The sequence below is a fragment of the Burkholderia sp. NFPP32 genome, assembly GCF_900119325.1.
In the GTDB taxonomy this organism is placed as follows: domain Bacteria; phylum Pseudomonadota; class Gammaproteobacteria; order Burkholderiales; family Burkholderiaceae; genus Burkholderia; species Burkholderia pyrrocinia_C.
Genome location: NZ_FPJP01000005.1, coordinates 1 through 15,340 on the forward strand (window position 1 = coordinate 1; position 15,340 = coordinate 15,340).

Sequence of the window (15,340 nt, forward strand, 5' to 3'; positions counted from 1 at the left end):
CGCGCTTCGCATCGCGCTTGGCCATCTCGTGCAGCAGCGTCACCAGGATCCGGCAGCCCGACGCGCCGATCGGGTGGCCGATCGCGATCGCCCCGCCGTTCACGTTCACCTTCGACGTGTCCCAGCCCATCTGCTTGTGCACCGCCAGCGCCTGCGCCGCGAACGCCTCGTTGATCTCCATCAGGTCCAGGTCGCCCGGCGTCCAGCCCGCGCGCTCCAGGCACCGGCGCGACGCCGGCACCGGGCCCATCCCCATCACGCTCGGATCCACCCCCGCGTTCGCATACGCCTTGATCCGCGCCAGCGGCGTCAGGCCCAGCGCCGCAGCCTTCTGCGCCGACATCACCAGTACCGCCGCCGCGCCGTCGTTCAGACCCGACGCGTTCGCCGCCGTCACCGAACCGTCCTTCGAGAACGCCGGCTTCAGCCCCGCCAGCGATTCCGCCGTCACGCCGTGACGCACGAATTCATCGGTCGCGAACTGCAGCGGCTCGCCCTTGCGTTGCGGAATCGACACCGGCACGATCTCGTCGTTGAAGCGCCCGGCCTTCTGCGCGGCTTCAGCCTTGTTCTGCGACAGTGCCGCGAACGCGTCCTGCTCGTCGCGCGTGATCCCGTATTCCTTCGCGACGTTCTCCGCCGTGATGCCCATGTGGTACTGGTTGTACACGTCCCACAGCCCGTCGACGATCATCGTGTCGACCAGCTTCGCATCGCCCATCCGGAACCCGTCGCGCGAGCCCGGCAGCACGTGCGGCGACGCGCTCATGTTCTCCTGTCCGCCCGCGATCACGATCTCCGCGTCGCCCGCGACGATCGCGTTCGCCGCCAGCATCACGGCCTTCAGGCCCGAGCCGCACACCTTGTTGATCGTCATCCCCGGCACTGCCGCCGGCAGCCCGGCCTTGATCAGCGACTGCCGCGCCGGGTTCTGCCCCGAGCCGGCCGTCAGCACCTGGCCCATGATCACTTCGCTGACCTGCTCGGGCTTCACGCCCGCACGCTCCAGCACCGCGCGGATCACCGTCGCGCCCAGTTCAGGCGCCGCAATCTTCGCAAGCGAGCCGCCGAATTTGCCGACCGCGGTCCGCGCGGCCGATACGATCACTACGTCCGTCATTTCCCTTTCCTCCAGGCCCGCACGACACGGCGCATCGTTACCGGCCCTGTTAAAAAACTGCGGTGCATCGGACAGCGTGCGCCGCTGTCCGGTTTTCGTCAATCGCGCTGCAATACGTAGCGCCCCGGCGCCGGCTCGATCACCGGGAACTGGGCGGAACCCGGCTTGGCGGGCGGCGCCACCTTGCGGCCGCCGTACTGGTCGAGCCACTCGACCCAGGTCGTCCACCAGCTTCCCGGCTGCTCGGCCGCACCGGCGAACCAGTCGTCCGCGGCTTCCGGCAGGTCGCTGTCGTTGACCCAGTAGCTGCGCTTCTTCTTCGCCGGCGGATTGATCACGCCCGCGATGTGACCCGACGCGCCGAGCACGAACTTCAGCGGGCCCGACAGGATCGACGTCGACGCGTAGGCCGTCTGCCACGGCACGATGTGATCCTCGCGCGAGCCATAGATGAAGGTCGGCACGTCGATCAGCGACAGGTCGACGGATTCGCCGCACACGGTCAGCGCGCCCGGCTCGCGCAGCTTGTTCTCGAGATAGGTATTGCGCAGGTACCACGCGTACATCGGGCCCGGCAGGCTCGTCGAATCGCTGTTCCAGTACAGCAGATCGAACGGCGCGGGCGTGCGGCCCTTCAGGTAGTTGTCGACGACGTAGTTCCACACGAGGTCGTTCGGCCGCAGGAACGAGAACGTGTTCGCGAACTCCACGCCGCGCATCAGCCCCGGTTGCGTGCCGTTCTTGCCGCCGATGGTCTGCTCGCGCATCTGCACGTGCGCCTCGTCGACGAACACGTCGAGAATGCCCGTGTCGGTGAAGTCGAGCATCGCGGTGAGCAGCGTCATCGACGCGGCCGGGTGTTCGCCGCGCGCGGCGAGCACCGCCAGCGCGGTCGCGAGCATCGTGCCGCCGACACAGAAGCCGAGCGTGTTGATCTGTTCGCGGCCGCTGACCTGCTGCACGGCATCGATCGCCGCGAGCAGCCCTTCGTTCATGTAGTCGTCCCACGTCTTGTGCGCGACCGATGCATCCGCATTGCGCCACGACACGAGGAACACCTGATGGCCGTTCGACAGCGCGTGCGCGACGAGCGAATTCTCGGGCTGCAGGTCGAGGATGTAGAACTTGTTGATGCACGGCGGGACGATCAGCAGCGGCCGCTCGAACACCTTGTCCGTCTTCGGCGTGTACTGGATCAACTGGATCAGGTCGTTCTCGTAGACGACCGCGCCTTCAGTACACCCGAGGTTCTTGCCGACCACGAACTGCGATTCGTCGGTCTGCGAAATCTTGCCGCGCTGCAGGTCGCCGAGCAGGTTCATCATCCCCTGCCGCAGGCTTTCGCCCTGCGTCTCGAGAATCGATTTCTGCGCGTCGGGATTGAGTGCGAGGAAGTTGCTCGGCGCGGCGGCGGCCGTCCATTGCTGGACCGTGAACCGGATGCGCTCGCGTGTCTTCGGATCGGTCTGAAGCGCGTCGGCCAGTTCCTGCAGATAGCGCGCGTTGAGCAGATACCAGGCAGCCGCGAACGCATGCGCCGGCGACGCCTTCCACGCATCGCCGCTGAAGCGGCGGTCCTTCAGTTCGGGCGATTCGAGCTTCGCGGCGGCTGCCTGCTGCATCAGCGTCATGCAATCGCGCGCGTAGTCGGCCTGCAGCGTCTGCAGCCGTTCGGGCGGAATCGCGGCAACCGGCAGCTTCAGCCCCGCGAACGGCGACGCCATGCTGCCCAGATCGGGCATCGACGGCACCTGGAACGGAAACGAAGTCGGGAACTGGAATGTCGCGAACGGATTGACGGTGGCCGACGCAGTCGCGGCGCGCGCCGGATCTGCAAAGCCGCGCCACGCGCTCAACCACGACTCGAACATCTGCTGCATCGGCTGGGCGGCCGGATCGAAACCGGTGCTGCCTGCGGAAGTGCCCGCCTGAGCGGACGTCGACGAATTTTTCGATGCTGTCATTACCTGCCTTACCGGTGATTCGTGAGCGTCTATCGTGAAATCCTGCTCGCGCGCGGCGTGCCGGCTGCGAGCCGGGCCGTCATGCTCTGGAGAGGCGTCTCCAGATTCTGCCGCAGTGCGGTATTTTTATCATTATCGTTTTCCCCATGTGAAGCGCCATGTCAAACCGCTGAACATTTCCGCACGGAGATAATCCGTGCGCAACAGACGGGACAAGGGTTTCGGCGAAACATAAAGCATTTTGGTCGACTTGACTTCGGGATTTTTCATTCGACTGCGCATGCTACGCCGCATTGCCGTCTAAATATCGAGATAACCGATTTCGCGACGCAACAAAACCATGCGCGCATGCGCATGCGTCAATCTGCCAGCCAGATCGCCGCCGCCATGCGGCCCGTCACACGGTCGCGCCGATACGAATAGAAGCGCGCGCGTTCGGTGACCGTACAGGCGGTCCCGCCGCTCACGTGCGCCACGCCGGCACGCGCGAGGCGCAGGCGCGCGAGCGCATGGAGATCGGCGAGAAACTTGCCGGGCACGCCGTCGATGGCGACGAACGCATGACGGGTTTCATCATGCTCCGACTGCGGGGCCGTGTCGAGAAACGCGTCGCGCACGTCGGCGCCGACCTCGAACGCCTGCGGGCCGATCGCCGGCCCAAGGTACGCATGAAGCGTGTCCGTCGCGCCGCCCGCGAGTGCCGCGACGCGCGCCGCGGTCTGCTCGACGATGCCGGCCGCGAGCCCGCGCCAGCCCGCATGCGCGGCGCCGACCGCGCGGCCCTGCGCGTCGCACAGCAGCACGGGCAGGCAGTCGGCCACCATCACGACGCAGACGGCGCCCGTCCGGTCCGTGACGCTCGCGTCGGCCTGCACCGGCGCCGCAGCCGCGGGCGCCGCCGCGATCACCTCGTCGGCGCGCACGATCTGCGCGCCGTGAACCTGCTCGAGCCATGCCGCGCTCGACTGGCCTGCCAGCGCGAGCAAGCGCGCGCGATTCCCGGCGACATGGGCCGGATCGTCACCGGTATGCAGGCCGAGATTCATCCCGCCCGCCATCGCGGCACCGTCCTGCCAGCGCCCGTACGGGCCTTCGCTCACGCCGCCGTCGCGCGTCGTGATCAGCGCGCGCACGCGCGGCGACACCTGCCAGTCGGGCTGTACGCAGTCCTGCCACGTCAACGGCGCCAGGTTCGTCATCGGCACTCACTCCTCCTCATCGTCCAGGTACGGCTCATCGTCGTGATACTCGCCGCCGAAATCGTCATCGTCGTAGACACCGTCGTCGTCGAATTCCTCGTCGCCCTGCCCGAAGCCGAGCGCCGCGACGAGTGCGTTCATATCGTCCGGCAACGGGCAGCGCCACTGCATCGCCTTGCCCGTGACCGGATGCACGAGGCCGAGCCGCCACGCATGCAGCGCCTGTCGCGCGAACCCGTCCGGCAGCGGCGCGACCGAGCGCTTGCCGCGCGCGCGTCCGTAGACGGGGTCGCCGAGCAGCGGGTGCCCGGCATGCGCGCAGTGCACGCGGATCTGATGCGTGCGGCCGGTTTCGAGGTCGCACTGGATCGCCGAAACCGGCTGACGTTGCCACACGCATGTGTCAACCGTGCGGAAATGCGTGCGCGCGGGCTTGCCCGACGCGCCCGTGACGACGGCCATGCGCGTGCGCTCGCGCGGATCGCGGCCGATCGGCGCGTCGATCGTACCTTCCTCGGGCATCGTGCCCCACACGAGCGCGAAATAGCGGCGCTTCACCGTGCGGGCCTGCAGTTGGCGCACGAGGTCCGTCTGCGCGGCCAGCGTGCGTGCCACCACCATCAGGCCGGAGGTTTCCTTGTCGAGCCGATGGACGATCCCCGCGCGCGGCAGGCCGGCCGCCGCGTCGCCGTAACGATGCAGCAGGCCGTTCAGGATCGTGCCGCTCCAGTTGCCGGCCGCCGGGTGCACGACGAGGCCGGCCGGCTTGTTGATGACGACGAGCGCGTCGTCCTCGTAGATGACGTCGAGCGGCACGGGTTCCGGCGTGAACGCAAGCTGCTCGGGAAGCAGGTCGGGCACGAGCTCGATCTTCGCGCCGAGCGGCACCGGCTGGCGGATCTTCGCCGGCGCGCCGTCGACCAGCACGCGCTGCGCCTCGATCCAGCTCTGCAGGCGGCTGCGGGAGAATTCGGGGAACAGTTGGGCGAGCGCCTTGTCGAGGCGTTCGCCCGCGAGCGACAGCGGCACTTCGACGACGCGCGGCGCGTCATCGCCCGCCGCTGACGGCACTACGGGCGGTTGCAATACGTCGCCGGTCAGATCGTCATCGAGGGAATCCCCCGAGGCAGCGTCGGCGGGCCGACCGCTTGGGCTATAATCTTCGCGATTTGGTGTGCCCGGCTGGGCATTCTGCGAACTTGAACGGGTCATTTAGACTGGGTCACCGAGACTTGAAGCTAGGACATGCGAGCATGATGAATTCGACCAAACGTACGGCCAGAACCGTCGCCGCCCGGGCTGCGGCGGTAGCGGCCGCGGCCCTCATCGCCGGCTGCCACGGCTTGCCGCAGAAGCAGGACGAGACGGCTACCTGGTCGAACAACAAATTATACTCAGAGGCCCAGGACGCACTGTCCGGCGGCGACTGGGGCAAATGCGCGAAATATTTCGAATCGCTGCAAGGTCGCGATCCGTTCGGCCATTTCGCGCAGCAAGCGCAGATCAACGTCGCATACTGCAACTGGAAGGATAACGAAGCGGCAGCCGCCGACCAGGCCGTCGACCGCTTCATCCAGCTCCACCCCGATCATCCGGATATCCCGTACGCGTACTACCTGAAGGGGATGATCCACTTCAACGACGATCTGGGCCTGTTCGGCCGCTTCTCCGGCCAGGACATGAGCGAACGCGATCCGCAGGCGCTGCGCGAATCGTACGATGCGTTCAAGGTCGTCGTCGACCGCTTCCCGAAGAGCAAGTACGCGCCCGACGCAGCCGCACGGATGCGCTACATCGTCAACGCGCTCGCGTCGCACGAAGTGCACGCGGCCGACTACTACTACCGTCGTGGCGCATATGTCGCGGCCATCAACCGCGCGCAGCTCGCGATCAAGGACTACAAGGGCGCACCGGCGATCGAGGACGCGCTGCACATCATGATCCTGTCGTACGGCAAGCTGAACCAGCCGCAACTCGCCGAGGACACGAAGCGCGTGCTCGCGGGCACGTTCCCCGACAGCCCGTACGTGACGGGCCATTCGCGCCCCGGTGCGAAGAAGTCGTGGTGGCAGTTCTAAAGCGCTGCGCGACGCAACACCAGTTGCACGAACAAAAAACCCGGCCATCGAGCCGGGTTTTTTGTTGGCGCCGCATTCCGGCGGCACAGGTGCAATCGCGCGGCGGTCGCCGCGCGTGCCGTCACATACGTTTTTCCGAGCGGTGCTCGTCGAAGAAGTCCTGGACGACCGCGATCTCGCGAGTCCGCTTGAACGGCGGCAGGCTCTGCCAGATTCGGCGCCCGTAAGGCTTGTCGACGAGCCGCGTGTCGCAGATCATCAGCACGCCGCGATCCGTCTCCGCACGAATCAGCCGGCCCGCGCCCTGCTTCAGCGTAATCACGGCCTGCGGCAACTGGTGCACGGCGAACGGACTCAAGCCCTTCTTCGTCAGCGCGTCGAGCCGCGCGGCCAGCACCGGATCGTCGGGCGGCGCGAACGGCAGCTTGTCGATCACGACGAGCGACAGCGCGTCGCCGCGCACGTCGACGCCTTCCCAGAAACTCTGGCTGCCGACCAGGATCGCGTTGCCGTACGCGCGGAAGCGATCGAGCAGCTCGGTGCGGCTCGCATCGCCCTGCACGAGCAGCGGCGTATTCCAGCCGCGCGATTCGATCACGTCGCGCAGCTTCGACGCGATCCGGTCGACCGCGCGCAACGTCGTGCACAGCATGAACACGCCGCCGCCGGACGCCTCGATCGCCGGCAGCGCGGCATCGAAGACGGCATCGGTAAACGCGGGCGAAGATGGCTGCGGCAGGTTGCGCGGCACGTACAGCAGCCCTTGCGACTGGTAGTCGAACGGGCTCGCGAGCGTCATCGAACGACGCGAGCTGAGGCCCATCTGCGCCGCGTAGTGCGTGAAATCGCCGCGCACCGACAACGTGGCCGACGTGAACACCCATGCACGCGGCACGCCCGCGCGCTGCTTCGCAAAGATCGGCGCAACCGACAGCGGCGTCTCGTGCAACTGGACGGTATGCGAGAACACCTCGACCCAGCGCACCTTCTCGTTCGGATCGCCGTCGGACGCAGCCTTGTCGCCGGCCGCTGCCTCATCGGCCTTCGCGGCCGCCTCCGCCGCGCCGGGCGCGACCCAGCCGGCCAGCAGGTCCTGCAATTCGCGTGCGCGCCGCAGGCATGCGCCGAGCGACTCCGCCCGCTCGGCCTGGCTCGCGAGCGCCGACGCGAGCGCATCGAGCGCCGCCTCGAGCGCGTCGAGCGCGCCGAACATCGGATGATCGTCGCCGAGCTGCGCGAGCGACATGCGGACGATCTGGTCGTTCGCGAACGCGAGGCGCAAGTCGCGCGCCGCACGTTCGAGATCGCCGCCGAGCTTCACCCACTCGACCGCGTCGCGCGCATGGCTCAGGCCTTCGGCCACCGTGTCGCGTGCGAGCTCGAGGATCTGCGTCGTCGACAGCGTTTCGCCGAAGAACAGCGTCGCCGTCTCCGGCAACTGGTGCGCTTCGTCGAAGATGATCGTGTTCGCGTTCGGCAGCAGTTCGGCCATCCCCGTGTCGCGCAGCATGATGTCCGCGAAGAACAGGTGGTGGTTGACGACGACCACGTCGGCCTGCTGCGCCTCGCGCCGCGCCTGCATCACGAAGCATTCCTTGTAGTGCGGGCACTCCTGGCCGAGGCAGTTGTCGCGCGTCGACGTGACCATCGACCACACTGGTGCCGTTTCCGGCACGCTGGCGAGTTCGGCCTTGTCGCCGCTCTTCGTGAGCTTCGCGAAGCGGACGATTTCCTGCAGGTAAGCCGTGTCCTGCCGCGACGGCAGGCGGCCGTTGTCGGCCGTGCGTTGCAGGTAGTAGTGGCACAGGTAGTTTGCGCGGCCCTTGAGCATCGCGACCGTCACCGGCACCGCGAGCGCGTTGCGCACGGTCGGGATGTCGCGCTGGAACAACTGGTCCTGCAGGTGCTTCGTGCCGGTCGACACGATTACCTTGCCGCCCCACAGCATCGCGGGCACGAGATACGCATAGGTCTTGCCGGTACCCGTGCCGGCCTCGACGATCAGCGTGTTGTCGCCTGCGTCGCTGTCGGACTCGGCGGCCGCGGCATCGTCCGCCGCCGGCCCGGCCGTCTTGTCGCCGTCGCCGAGGCGGCGCGCCGGCCGCTTGCGGGTTTCGAAGATCTCGGGTTCGGGCATCCGGCGCGCGGACGCTTCCATCGCGGACGCAACCGCACGCGCCATCTCGATCTGCGACGTACGCGGCCGATAGCCGTCGAGCGCGCGCGCCAGCAACCCGCCAACGCCAAAGATCGTGTCGAGTTCGTCGACGCGCTTGCGGCTCAGCTCGAAGGTGCCTTCGGGCGCACGAACGCGCCCGGCGGACGACTCGTCTCGCCGGGCATCGGGGGTGGCTTCAAGCGGTGAATTCAAGGCAAGCGTTCCTGTGTCCAGCGCCCGAGCGGCACCGGCGCTTGCCAGGCCGCGCTCAGGCGCGCTTATCCGGTTCCAGCTGCGATTGCAGCAAAATGATTTTGTCCTTGGCTGCCAGCTTTTCCTTCTTCAGCCGGTGCAGCGTGATGTCGTCGATGTCGGAGTGTCCTTCCTTCAGCTCGATCTCCCGAGCGAGCTGCTGGTGCTGCTCCTGCAATGCAGCCAAACGGTTGTGCAATTCCTGCTGCTGTTCCGTGAGACGGTTTTGCATGTTTGCCTCCTCATCGAAGCAGCGCGCCGGCTGGCGTGCCGACGCGCACGAGACTGATCCCGATCAATCCAACACGTTACTGCCCCTGCTGTTGCTGCTGTTTGGCCTTCTCGGCCGCTTCCTGCTGACGCCGCTCGACATCGGCCTTGTGCTGCGCGGCTTCCTTCTGCTTCTGCTCGTAGCGCACGGCGTTGTCCGCCCGCTCCTGCGCCTTCTGCGCCGCCTGCTGGTGCGCCTGGTCGAGCTTGCGCTGGAAGTCGGCCTGCTTCTGGTCGTATGCCTGCTTGCTCGCCGCGCGCTGCGGCCCTTCCGCGCCGCGCTGTGCCTGCTTCAGCGCATTCTGCTCCTGCTTGTCGCGGAACGCAGCCGCGTTCGCCGCGTCGTTCGCCGCGCGCTGCGGCGCTTCCGCCGCATTCTGCGCCTGCTTCAGCGCCTGTTGCTGGTCGCGCTGCTGCGCGCGCACCGCGCGCTGCTCGTCGTCGAGCGCAAGTTGCTCCTGGCGGATGCTCGCCCGCTCGTCGCGCATCTGGTCGCGTGCCTTGCCGAGACAGTGATTGACGAAGAACTTGCTGTAGCAATCGTGCTCGGCCACCGCATAACGATAATCGTTTTCCGCGGAGCGTTGATTGAGCACTTTTTGACGGGCGTCGAAATCCGGTGCGGCCGTGGCCGTAACGGGCGCGGCTGCTGCGGCGGCCGGCGCGGTTGCGCCAGGAGCCTGCGCAAACGCACCGGACGGCCCGGCAGACAAAGCCGCGGCGAGCGCTGCGCCGAGCGCGACGAGAGAAATGCGGGAAGTTGGCAACGTCGTAGGAAAGCTGCGGGACATGTGTCAAATTCTATCACCCCCGGCTGGGCGCTCCGCCATTTATGGCAAAATGCCCCGCTTCACCCACCCGCGGCATCTGGCCCGTCGGGCCGCCGTGCAGCCTGCCGCTCCGGGCCTGCCGGCCCGCGCCGCGATTTCAGCAGGCAGATCATCCACGACATGACGGAAACCGTAGCACTCAAGATCGTACAGCGCATCGCCACTGAACTGTCCGTCCAGCCGCGCCAGGTCGCGGCGGCCGTGCAACTCCTCGACGAAGGCTCGACCGTTCCGTTCATTGCCCGGTACCGCAAGGAAGTGACCGGCAACCTGGACGACACGCAGCTGCGCCAGCTCGAGGAACGCCTCCTGTATCTGCGCGAACTCGAGGATCGCCGCGCGGCGATCCTGTCGAGCATCGACGAACAGGGCAAGCTGACCGACGAACTGCGCGCCGCGATCGATGCGGCCGACAGCAAGCAGGTGCTCGAAGACCTTTATCTGCCGTACAAGCCGAAGCGCCGTACGCGCGCGCAGATCGCCCGCGAAGCCGGCCTCGAGCCGCTCGCGCAGGCGCTGCTCGCGAACCCGCTGCTCGACCCGCAGGCCGAGGCGGCCGCGTATGTCGACGCCGACAAGGGCGTCGCCGACGTGAAGGCCGCGCTCGACGGCGCGCGCGACATCCTGTCCGAACAGTTCGGCGAGACGGCCGAGCTGCTCGGCAAGCTGCGCGACTACCTGCACAACCAGGGCGTCGTGTCGTCGGCAGTCGTCGAGGGCAAGGAAAACGAGGAAGGCGAGAAATTCCGCGACTATTACGACTACGCGGAAACGATCAAGACCGTGCCGTCGCACCGCGCACTCGCGCTGTTCCGCGGCCGCAACGCGGGCGTGCTGACGGTCAAGCTCGGCCTCGGCGAAGAGCTCGACGCACAGGTGCCGCATCCCGGCGAGGCGATGATCGCGCGCCATTTCGGCATCGCGAACCAGAATCGCCCGGCCGACAAATGGCTGTCCGACGTATGCCGCTGGTGCTGGCGCGTGAAGGTGCAGCCGCATATCGAGAACGAGCTGCTCACGCAACTGCGAGAAACCGCCGAAACCGAAGCGATCCGTGTGTTCGCGCGCAACCTGAACGACCTGCTGCTCGCGGCGCCGGCCGGCCCGAAGGCCGTGATCGGTCTCGACCCCGGCCTGCGCACCGGCGTGAAGGTCGCAGTCGTCGACCGCACCGGCAAGGTACTCGCGACCGACACGATCTACCCGCACGAGCCGCGCCGCGACTGGGACGGCTCGATCGCGAAACTCGCGCGCATCGCCGCGCAGACGCAGGCCGAACTGATCAGCATCGGCAACGGCACCGCGTCGCGCGAAACCGACAAGCTCGCGAGCGAACTGATCGCGAAACACCCCGAGCTGCGCCTGCAGAAGATCGTCGTGTCGGAAGCCGGCGCGTCGGTCTACTCGGCGTCCGAGCTCGCGGCGAAGGAATTCCCGGAACTCGACGTGTCGCTGCGCGGCGCCGTGTCGATCGCGCGCCGCCTGCAGGATCCGCTCGCCGAGCTCGTGAAGATTGAGCCGAAGGCGATCGGCGTCGGCCAGTACCAGCACGACGTGAACCAGCGCGAACTCGCCCGCTCGCTCGACGCGGTCGTCGAGGATTGCGTGAACGCGGTCGGCGTCGACGCGAACACGGCATCGGCCCCGCTGCTCGCACGCGTGTCGGGCCTGAACGCGACGCTCGCGCGCAACATCGTCGACTACCGCGATGCGAACGGCCCGTTCCCGTCGCGCGAGCACCTGCGCAAGGTACCGCGCCTCGGCGACAAGACGTTCGAACAGGCCGCCGGCTTCCTGCGCATCAACGGCGGCGAAAATCCGCTCGACCGCTCGTCGGTGCACCCGGAAGCCTATCCGGTCGTCGAGCGGATGCTCGCGAAGATCAGCAAGCGCATCGACGACGTGCTCGGCAACCGCGAAGCGCTGTCGGGCCTGTCCCCTGCGGAATTTGTCGACGAACGTTTCGGCCTGCCGACCGTGCGCGACATCCTGTCCGAACTGGAGAAGCCGGGCCGCGATCCGCGCCCGGAATTCAAGACCGCGACGTTCCGCGAAGGCGTCGAGAAGGTGTCGGATCTCGTGCCGGGCATGACGCTCGAAGGGGTCGTGACGAACGTCGCCGCGTTCGGCGCGTTCGTGGATATCGGCGTCCATCAGGACGGCCTCGTCCACGTGTCCGCGATGTCGACAAAATTCATCAAGGACCCACACGAAGTCGTGAAGGCCGGCCAGGTCGTCAAGGTGAAGGTGCTCGACGTCGACGTGAAGCGCCAGCGCATTGCGCTGACGATGCGCCTCGACGACGATGCGGCAGCACCCGGCATGTCGTCGCGCGGCAGCCAGGATCGCGGCAACGCGGGACGTGGCGCTGCCCGCCCGCCGCGTTCGCGCGAGCCGGAACCGGCCGGCGCGATGGCCGCGGCATTCGCGAAGCTGAAGCGCTGAGCGCGCGAAAGCCGTCGACGCACGCAAAGCCCGCCGCAAGGCGGGCTTTTTTATGGCTGCCGCGAACGTGCACGCAGTCGGCTATCTGATTGGATGGTTTGGCTTGCGCGGAACACGCGGCGCGATGCGGCTGCGTTGGCTCTCGCGGTGACGGCCGGCGATGCGAACGATCGCGGCCAGTCCGGGCGGTCGGCAGACGCGGCGTGCGGCCGTCAGGCCCGCGCGCCGCACCTGGTCAGATCTCGATCTTCGTGCCGAGCTCGACGACGCGGTTCGCCGGAATCGAGAAGAAGTCGGTCGGCTTCGCGGCGTTCTGATGCATCCACGCGAACACGCGCTCGCGCCAGATCGACATCCCGGGCAGATGCGTCGGCACGACGGTTTCGCGCGCGAGGAAGAACGACGTATCCATCAGCTCGAACGTCATGTCGTGCGCGCGGCCGAATTCCTCGAGCACGGCCTTCACGTCCGGCGTCTCGTTGAAACCGTACTCGGCCTTGACGATGTACAGCCCGCCGCCCGCATCGCGCGAGCTCAGGCGCTTGTCGTCGCGCACGTAAGGAAAGTCGCGCGTGACGAACGTCAGGAAAATGGTTCGCTCGTGCAGCACCTTGTTGTGCTTCAGGTTGTGCAGCAGGCTCACGGGCACGAGCTTGTCGTTGCCGGTCAGGTAGATCGCGGTGCCCGACACGCGATGCGGCGGATGCGCGAGCAGCCCTTGCAGGAACGGCTCGAGCGGAATGCCGTCGGCTGCCGTGCGCTCCTTGACGATGTGACGCCCCTTGTACCAGGTCATCAGCAGGAAGAACAGCAGCGCGCCGATGCCGAGCGGCAGCCAGCCGCCCTGCGCGACCTTCAGCAGGTTCGCGCCGAAAAAGCCGAGGTCGATCGCGAGGAACACCGCGATGATCGCGCCGACCAGCACCCGGTTCCAGTTCCACACCTTCACCATCACGACGCATGCGAGCACGGTCGTGATCACCATCGTCGCCGTCACCGCAATGCCGTACGCGGCCGCGAGGTTGTCGGAGCTCTTGAAGCCGACCACGATGCAGAGGATCACGAACAGCAGCAGCCAGTTCACGACCGGCACGTAGATCTGGCCGATCGCGAGTTCCGACGTATGCAGCACCTTCATGCGCGGCACGTAGCCGAGTTGGATCGCCTGCGACGTCAGCGAATACGCACCCGAGATCACGGCCTGCGACGCGATCACGGTCGCAACCGTCGACAGCACGACGAGCGGCAGCAGCCCCCATTCGGGCGCCAGCAGGAAGAACGGGTTCTCGATCGCCTTCGGGTTCTGGATCAGCAGCGCGCCCTGGCCGAAGTAGTTCAGCACGAGCGACGGCATCACGAGCCCGTATGCAGCGAGGCGAATCGGCTTCGCGCCGAAGTGACCCATGTCCGCGTAGAGCGCTTCTGCGCCGGTCAGCACCAGCACGACCGAGCCGAGCACGACGTAGGCCTGCAGCAGGTGATCGGCCATGAACGACGCTGCGTAGTACGGATTGATTGCCGCGATGATGCCCGGCACGCGCACGATGTGGTACACGCCGAGCGCCGCGATCACGACGAACCACAGCACCATGATCGGGCCGAACAGCTTGCCGACCAACGCGGTGCCGTGGCGCTGGATCCAGAACAGCGCGATCAGGATCACGATCGTGATCGGCAGCACGAGGTGCGACAGGTGCGGCGTCGCGATTTCGAGACCTTCGACGGCTGACATCACCGAGATCGCCGGCGTGATCACCGCGTCCCCGTAGAACATGCATGCGCCGAATATCCCGAGCGCCATCAGCGCACCCGCGACGCGGGTTTTCGAGTCGAGCGGCCGCAGCGACAGCGCCATCAGCGCGAGCACGCCGCCTTCGCCGTTGTTGTCTGCCCGCATCACGAACAGCAGGTACTTGACGCCGACCACCAGGATGATCGCCCAGAACAGCAGCGAGATCACGCCGAGGATCGAGCTTTCGGTCAGCGGAATGCCGTGCGCGGGGCTGAACGCCTCCTTGAGCGCATACAGCGGGCTGGTGCCGATGTCGCCGAACACGACGCCGATGGCTGCTATCGCTAGCGCCCGCATCGAGTGTTGTTGCGTCGAGTGCGGCGCGTGTGCTGCGTCGGTCGCGTGGATCGTGTCGTTCATATGAAGCGTAATAATCGGGTCCGGGTCGGACAAAACGAGCGCTATTCTACTCGCGCCCCCGTGAAACGCCGCCCTGCTCTGTTGCCGTGAAACCACGTGATCCACGCTGCGCATGCAATCCGGCGCGAGCTGTGGCAGGGCTGCCATCATAGCCGGGGCGGCGGCGTCTGCCTACCGGATACGCAGGGCATGCCGCGCCGCGCAAACGGTGCCGCAACGAAAAAACGGCGCCGCAAGCGGCGCCGTACAAGGCTTTCCTTCGATCGACCGGCCGCTTACGCGCCCGAACCGTCGCGCTGCGCGCGACCGCGCTTGATCCATGCCTCGAGGTTGTGCGGGCGAACCGTGTCCCACTCCTCGAACGGCTGATGAATCCACGGATTCGTCGGCAGATATTGCGTGTGATAGTCGGGCTTGACCTTCGAGCAACCCTTGTACCAGAGCACGGCCGAACGCACGGCCGTCACGGCCGGATAGCGCTCCTTCAGGTGCTCCTGCACGCGCGCGAGCGTAACGCCCGAATCGACGAGATCGTCGACCAGCAGCACGTTGCCTGCGAGGTTGCCGCGCGTCATCGTGATGTACTGCGCGATGTCGAGGTCGCCCTGCTCGGTGCCGGCCGCTTCCCGGTACGAACTCGTCGCGAGGATCGCGAGCGGCACGTCGTAGATGCGCGACAGTTGATCGCCGACGCGCAGGCCGCCGCGCGCGAGACACAGGATCTGGTCGAACTTCCAACCCGATGCATGCACCTCGAGCGCGAGCAGTTCGATCAGACGATGATATTCATCCCAGCCTACCCACAGGTTCTTGTCGTCGTTGCGCGGATCGGTCATCAAGTCTGCCGCCGTCATCGTGATTTGCTGCGTCAT

The 15,340-nt window shown here is 66.8% G+C and carries 11 protein-coding genes; 2 read left to right on the top strand and 9 right to left on the bottom strand.

Translation table 11 applies throughout. From position 1 onward, the window contains the following. The 4 genes from BT264_RS11645 to BT264_RS11660 all read right to left on the bottom strand — a co-directional run. Nucleotides 1-1,120, bottom strand: a 1,120-nt coding sequence (locus tag BT264_RS11645; protein ID WP_072467036.1) for an acetyl-CoA C-acetyltransferase, incomplete at its 3' end; no start/stop codon positions are given. Nucleotides 1,121-1,218: 98 nt separating this feature from the next. Beyond that, on the bottom strand, nt 1,219-3,084 hold the full coding sequence (gene phaC / locus BT264_RS11650; RefSeq protein ID WP_072437243.1) for a class I poly(R)-hydroxyalkanoic acid synthase: 1,866 nt from the start codon (nt 3,082-3,084) through the stop codon (nt 1,219-1,221). A 359-nt stretch (nt 3,085-3,443) separates the two neighbouring features. Continuing rightward, entirely contained in the window at nt 3,444-4,283 is an 840-nt protein-coding gene (gene pgeF / locus BT264_RS11655; protein WP_072437265.1) for a peptidoglycan editing factor PgeF, read from the bottom strand. Between the two features lie 6 nt (nt 4,284-4,289). Beyond that, nucleotides 4,290-5,495, bottom strand: a complete 1,206-nt coding sequence (locus BT264_RS11660) for an RluA family pseudouridine synthase (protein ID WP_072437242.1) — start codon at nt 5,493-5,495, stop codon at nt 4,290-4,292. 41 nt (nt 5,496-5,536) lie between these two features. Between BT264_RS11660 and BT264_RS11665 the strand changes: the two genes are divergently transcribed. Continuing rightward, nucleotides 5,537-6,361: an outer membrane protein assembly factor BamD gene (locus tag BT264_RS11665; RefSeq protein WP_021163132.1), complete on the top strand. Its 825-nt coding sequence runs from the start codon at nt 5,537-5,539 to the stop codon at nt 6,359-6,361. 121 nt (nt 6,362-6,482) lie between these two features. Here the strand turns inward: BT264_RS11665 and BT264_RS11670 are convergent, their stop codons facing one another. The 3 genes from BT264_RS11670 to BT264_RS11680 form a co-directional block, all read right to left on the bottom strand. Continuing rightward, complete coding sequence (locus BT264_RS11670; protein WP_072437241.1) at nt 6,483-8,732, bottom strand: DNA repair helicase YoaA; 2,250 nt, start codon at nt 8,730-8,732, stop codon at nt 6,483-6,485. Nucleotides 8,733-8,787: 55 nt separating this feature from the next. After that, a complete protein-coding gene (locus BT264_RS11675) occupies nt 8,788-9,003 on the bottom strand; it encodes a YdcH family protein (RefSeq protein WP_034181296.1) in 216 nt (71 codons plus the stop codon). Nucleotides 9,004-9,079: 76 nt separating this feature from the next. Continuing rightward, entirely contained in the window at nt 9,080-9,832 is a 753-nt protein-coding gene (locus BT264_RS11680) for a hypothetical protein (RefSeq protein WP_072437240.1), read from the bottom strand. Nucleotides 9,833-9,991: 159 nt separating this feature from the next. Between BT264_RS11680 and BT264_RS11685 the strand changes: the two genes are divergently transcribed. Beyond that, nucleotides 9,992-12,316: a Tex family protein gene (locus BT264_RS11685; protein WP_072437239.1), complete on the top strand. Its 2,325-nt coding sequence runs from the start codon at nt 9,992-9,994 to the stop codon at nt 12,314-12,316. A gap of 235 nt (nt 12,317-12,551) precedes the next feature. Here the strand turns inward: BT264_RS11685 and BT264_RS11690 are convergent, their stop codons facing one another. Both BT264_RS11690 and BT264_RS11695 read right to left on the bottom strand, forming a co-directional pair. Beyond that, nucleotides 12,552-14,468 (bottom strand): potassium transporter Kup, encoded by a 1,917-nt coding sequence (locus BT264_RS11690; protein ID WP_072437238.1) that lies wholly within the window; start codon nt 14,466-14,468, stop codon nt 12,552-12,554. A gap of 275 nt (nt 14,469-14,743) precedes the next feature. Further along, nucleotides 14,744-15,340, bottom strand: a complete 597-nt coding sequence (locus BT264_RS11695) for a phosphoribosyltransferase (RefSeq protein ID WP_034181292.1) — start codon at nt 15,338-15,340, stop codon at nt 14,744-14,746.

Coding starts and splice junctions, on each gene's coding strand:
- phaC (WP_072437243.1), bottom strand. CDS start 3,084: ATGACAGCATCGAAAAATTCGTCGACGTCCGCTCAGGCGGGCACTTCC.
- pgeF (WP_072437265.1), bottom strand. CDS start 4,283: ATGACGAACCTGGCGCCGTTGACGTGGCAGGACTGCGTACAGCCCGAC.
- BT264_RS11660 (WP_072437242.1), bottom strand. CDS start 5,495: ATGACCCGTTCAAGTTCGCAGAATGCCCAGCCGGGCACACCAAATCGC.
- BT264_RS11665 (WP_021163132.1), top strand. CDS start 5,537: ATGATGAATTCGACCAAACGTACGGCCAGAACCGTCGCCGCCCGGGCT.
- BT264_RS11675 (WP_034181296.1), bottom strand. CDS start 9,003: ATGCAAAACCGTCTCACGGAACAGCAGCAGGAATTGCACAACCGTTTG.
- BT264_RS11680 (WP_072437240.1), bottom strand. CDS start 9,832: ATGTCCCGCAGCTTTCCTACGACGTTGCCAACTTCCCGCATTTCTCTC.
- BT264_RS11685 (WP_072437239.1), top strand. CDS start 9,992: ATGACGGAAACCGTAGCACTCAAGATCGTACAGCGCATCGCCACTGAA.
- BT264_RS11690 (WP_072437238.1), bottom strand. CDS start 14,468: ATGAACGACACGATCCACGCGACCGACGCAGCACACGCGCCGCACTCG.
- BT264_RS11695 (WP_034181292.1), bottom strand. CDS start 15,340: ATGACGCAGCAAATCACGATGACGGCGGCAGACTTGATGACCGATCCG.